The sequence below is a fragment of the Treponema sp. R80B11-R83G3 genome, assembly GCF_054786115.1.
This window is the reverse complement of record NZ_BDHF01000118.1, coordinates 1-3,579: the sequence shown is the minus strand read 5'-3', so window position 1 is coordinate 3,579 and position 3,579 is coordinate 1. Positions and strand designations below refer to the sequence as shown.

The 3,579-nt window shown below is 35.9% G+C and carries 4 protein-coding genes; all 4 read left to right on the top strand.

Annotated elements, in window-relative coordinates:
* A partial coding sequence (locus ACYVRH_RS11295; RefSeq protein ID WP_461257017.1) for an ATP-binding cassette domain-containing protein occupies positions 1-601 on the top strand: 601 nt, incomplete at its 5' end.
* A 43-nt stretch (positions 602-644) separates the two neighbouring features.
* A complete protein-coding gene (pseB, locus tag ACYVRH_RS11290; protein ID WP_461257016.1) occupies positions 645-1,643 on the top strand; it encodes a UDP-N-acetylglucosamine 4,6-dehydratase (inverting) in 999 nt (332 codons plus the stop codon).
* Entirely contained in the window at positions 1,643-2,794 is a 1,152-nt protein-coding gene (gene pseC / locus ACYVRH_RS11285; RefSeq protein ID WP_461257015.1) for a UDP-4-amino-4,6-dideoxy-N-acetyl-beta-L-altrosamine transaminase, read from the top strand. The genes pseB and pseC overlap by 1 nt, the downstream gene beginning before the upstream one ends.
* On the top strand, positions 2,791-3,480 hold the full coding sequence (gene pseF, locus ACYVRH_RS11280) for a pseudaminic acid cytidylyltransferase (RefSeq protein ID WP_461257014.1): 690 nt from the start codon (positions 2,791-2,793) through the stop codon (positions 3,478-3,480). The genes pseC and pseF overlap by 4 nt, the downstream gene beginning before the upstream one ends.
* Positions 3,481-3,579 lie beyond the last annotated feature (99 nt).

Here is a 3,579-nt window from a genome sequence, read left to right as displayed (position 1 = left end):
AAATATTTCTCTAAATATAGAAAAAGGAGAAAGCGTAGCAATTACCGGTGAATCAGGAGGAGGAAAATCTACGCTTGTAGACATATTAATAGGCATTAATAAACCTTCTTCTGGGGCGCTCTATATTGATGATATAAAAATTACAAATGATAACATCCGTTCATGGAGAAAAATAATAGGCTATATTCCCCAAAATATTTATCTTTTTGACGGAACTATAGCTGAGAATGTTACATTTTCTTCCGAGTTCAACGAAGAACAATTGATAAAAACTCTAAAAATAGCCAATATATGGAATTTTCTTGAAAAAAAAGACGGTATTAATACGATTGTAGGAGAAGGCGGCATCCAGCTTTCCGGCGGACAAAAACAACGTATTGGAATAGCGCGCGCTCTTTACACTGACCCTGAAGTTCTGGTACTTGATGAAGCGACCAGTTCTCTTGACTACGATACGGAAAGTAAAATTATGGATGAGATTTATTCCGTATGTAAAAATAAAACTCTCATAGTTATCGCTCATCGTCTTACAACAGTAGAACGTTGCAAAAGACATATTGTAATTGAGAACGGTAAAATAATAAATAAAAAATCCGAATAATTATAAGAAATTATTATAATTATGATCGGTTTTGGAGTAAAATATGTTATCTAATTCAACAATATTAATCACCGGCGGAACAGGTTCTTTTGGGAACACTTTTGTGCCAATGACATTGGAGAAGTACAACCCTAAAAAACTCATCATTTATTCCCGTGATGAGATGAAACAATGGGAAATGGCAAAAAAGTTTCAAAATGATGAAAGAGTTCGTTTTTTTATTGGCGATGTCAGAGATAGGGAGCGTTTATACCGCGCTCTTGACGGTGTTGATTACGTGGTACATGCCGCAGCGACGAAAATAGTTCCAACTGCCGAGTACAATCCTTTTGAATGTGTTAAAACCAATATTAACGGCGCGATGAATTTGATAGACGCCTGTATTGACAAAGGCGTTAAACGCTGCGTCGCACTCAGTACCGATAAGGCAAGCCAGCCTGTTAATTTATACGGGGCGACAAAATTATGCAGCGACAAGTTATTTATCGCCGGTAATTCGTATGCCGGTAAAAAAAATACCCGTTTTGCGATTGTGCGATACGGTAATGTTATGGGATCAAGAGGTTCGGTTATTCCTCTTTTTATAGAACAGGCAAAAACCGGAGAAGTAACCATAACTGACGAGCGTATGACCCGCTTTATGATTTCACTTGAACAGGGCGTTGAACTTGTTTGGCACGCTTTTGATGACATGGAAGGCGGCGAAATATATGTAAAAAAAATTCCTTCAATGAAATTAACGGATATCGCAAGATCTGTTTCAGAAACTGCAAAGCAAAAAATAATTGGCATACGGCCTGGTGAGAAATTACATGAACAAATGATAGGCATTGAAGATGCGGCTTATACCTATGAATATCATGAGCATTTTAAGATACTTCCTCAGATTCATGAATGGAGTAAAGATGTCCATAGAATAAAAGATGGAAAACTTGTTTCTGAAGGTTTTATATATTCATCGGATAATAATAAAGACTGGATGACGATTAAAGAATTAAAGGAATGGATAGAAAAAAATAAAGCCAAGGTTGGAAATATTTAATGAGTGAATTTATTCCCTATGGCAGACAATGGATTGATGAAGCCGATAAAAACGCCGTAAAAGCCGTCTTAGAATCAGATTATCTGACTCAGGGACCTGCTATTGGGGAATTTGAAGACGCGATAAAATCAATAACCGGCGCAAAATACTGTGTTGCCGTATCAAACGCGACTCAAGCGTTGCATATAGCCGTTTCAGCGCTTGAAATTGACTCAGGGGCGGAGGGAATTACCACCCCAATAACATTTGTCGCGTCCGCCAACTGCCTGATAACCAATAATTTAGTTCCAATATTCGCGGATATAGACCCGTATACCTATAATATTTCCCCAAAGGAAATAGAAAAAAAAGTAACTTTAAAAACAAAAGTTATTATTCCGGTTGATTTTGCAGGACAAGCTGTTGATATTGACGCGATAAAAAAAATCGCCGATAAACATAATTTGCACATAATTGAAGATGCAGCGCACGCGATTGGTTCAAATTATGCCGACGGCAAGCCCGTCGGATGCTGCCATAAATGTGATATGACTGTTTTTTCTTTTCATCCTGTTAAAACAATTACGACAGGGGAAGGCGGCGCAATTACTACAAATAATGAATCTTTATATAAAAAACTTTTAAAGTTACGAACCGTCGGAATTACAAAGGACGGGCAGGAGTTAAGTAAGAACCATGGTCCCTGGTATTATGAAATGCAGTTGCTTGGCGGTAATAACCGCATGACCGATATTCAAGCGGCGTTAGGCCGTAGTCAATTATCAAGACTTGCATTTTTTAAACAACGGCGCAGGGAAATTGTTAGTAAATACAATAAAGCTTTTCAAAATATTCCAAATATAACAATTCCTTATGAAGAAAAAAATGTGGATAGCTGTTTCCATCTGTATGTATTACAAATTGATTATGATAAAATCGGAAAAACAAGAAAACAAGTTATTGAAGAACTAAAACAAAAAAAAATTGGAACGCAAGTGCATTATATTCCTGTGAACAGCCAACCTTATTACGTAAAAAAATACGGTGAATATAGAGACAAAGACTACCCTGCGGCTGAATCGTATTACAATAAATGCTTGAGCATTCCCTTATTCCCAAAAATGTCAGATGACGATGTTGAATATGTGATTAAGGCTATTTCCTCATTATGAACAAATCAATTGCAATTATAACAGCCAGAGGCGGTTCAAAAAGAATACCTAGAAAAAATATTAAAGAATTCTTTGGACAGCCAATGATAAAATACGCAATTGACGCCGCTCTTGAAAGCAAGATATTTGATACTGTTATGGTTTCCACTGATGATGAGGAAATCGCTCAAATTTCTAAAAAAAACGGAGCAGATATCCCTTTTATGCGTTCTGAAAGAACGGCAAATGATTTCGCCACAACAATGGATGTTCTGTTGGAAGTTATTTACCAGTATAAGAAAATGAACATTGAATATAACTCATTATGCTGTATTTATCCCTGTGTTCCTTTTTTAAAAGGCGATACGCTTATATCGGCTTATAATTCATTTACAGAGAGCAACACTGACGCTCTAATGCCGGTTGTTCGATTCTCATATCCAATCCAGAGAGCGTTGCGTATAAACAAAGATGATTTGTTGGAATATGTTCAACCTGAGTATATAAAAGCACGATCACAAGATTTAGAGCCAACATATCATGATGTGGGAATGTTTTATTTTTATAAAGTTGATTCTCTTTCAATTCAGAATAAAAAAATAAAATATTTTGAGATGAAAGAATCTGAAATTCAGGATATAGATACGGAAGAAGACTGGAATTATGCCGAAATGAAATATAGTATTAAAGAAAGTTTGTCGAAATGATTGAAAATACGGAGGAAGTTACGAAAGAAAAGTATAATGGAACATACAGATAATAAATCCTTTTTACCATTAGTAATAATTTCCACGTTTATTCTATAT

Excerpts from the sequence above, each read along its gene's own strand:
- pseB (WP_461257016.1), top strand. The coding sequence starts at position 645 with ATGTTATCTAATTCAACAATATTAATCACCGGCGGAACAGGTTCTTTT.
- pseC (WP_461257015.1), top strand. The coding sequence starts at position 1,643 with ATGAGTGAATTTATTCCCTATGGCAGACAATGGATTGATGAAGCCGAT.
- pseF (WP_461257014.1), top strand. The coding sequence starts at position 2,791 with ATGAACAAATCAATTGCAATTATAACAGCCAGAGGCGGTTCAAAAAGA.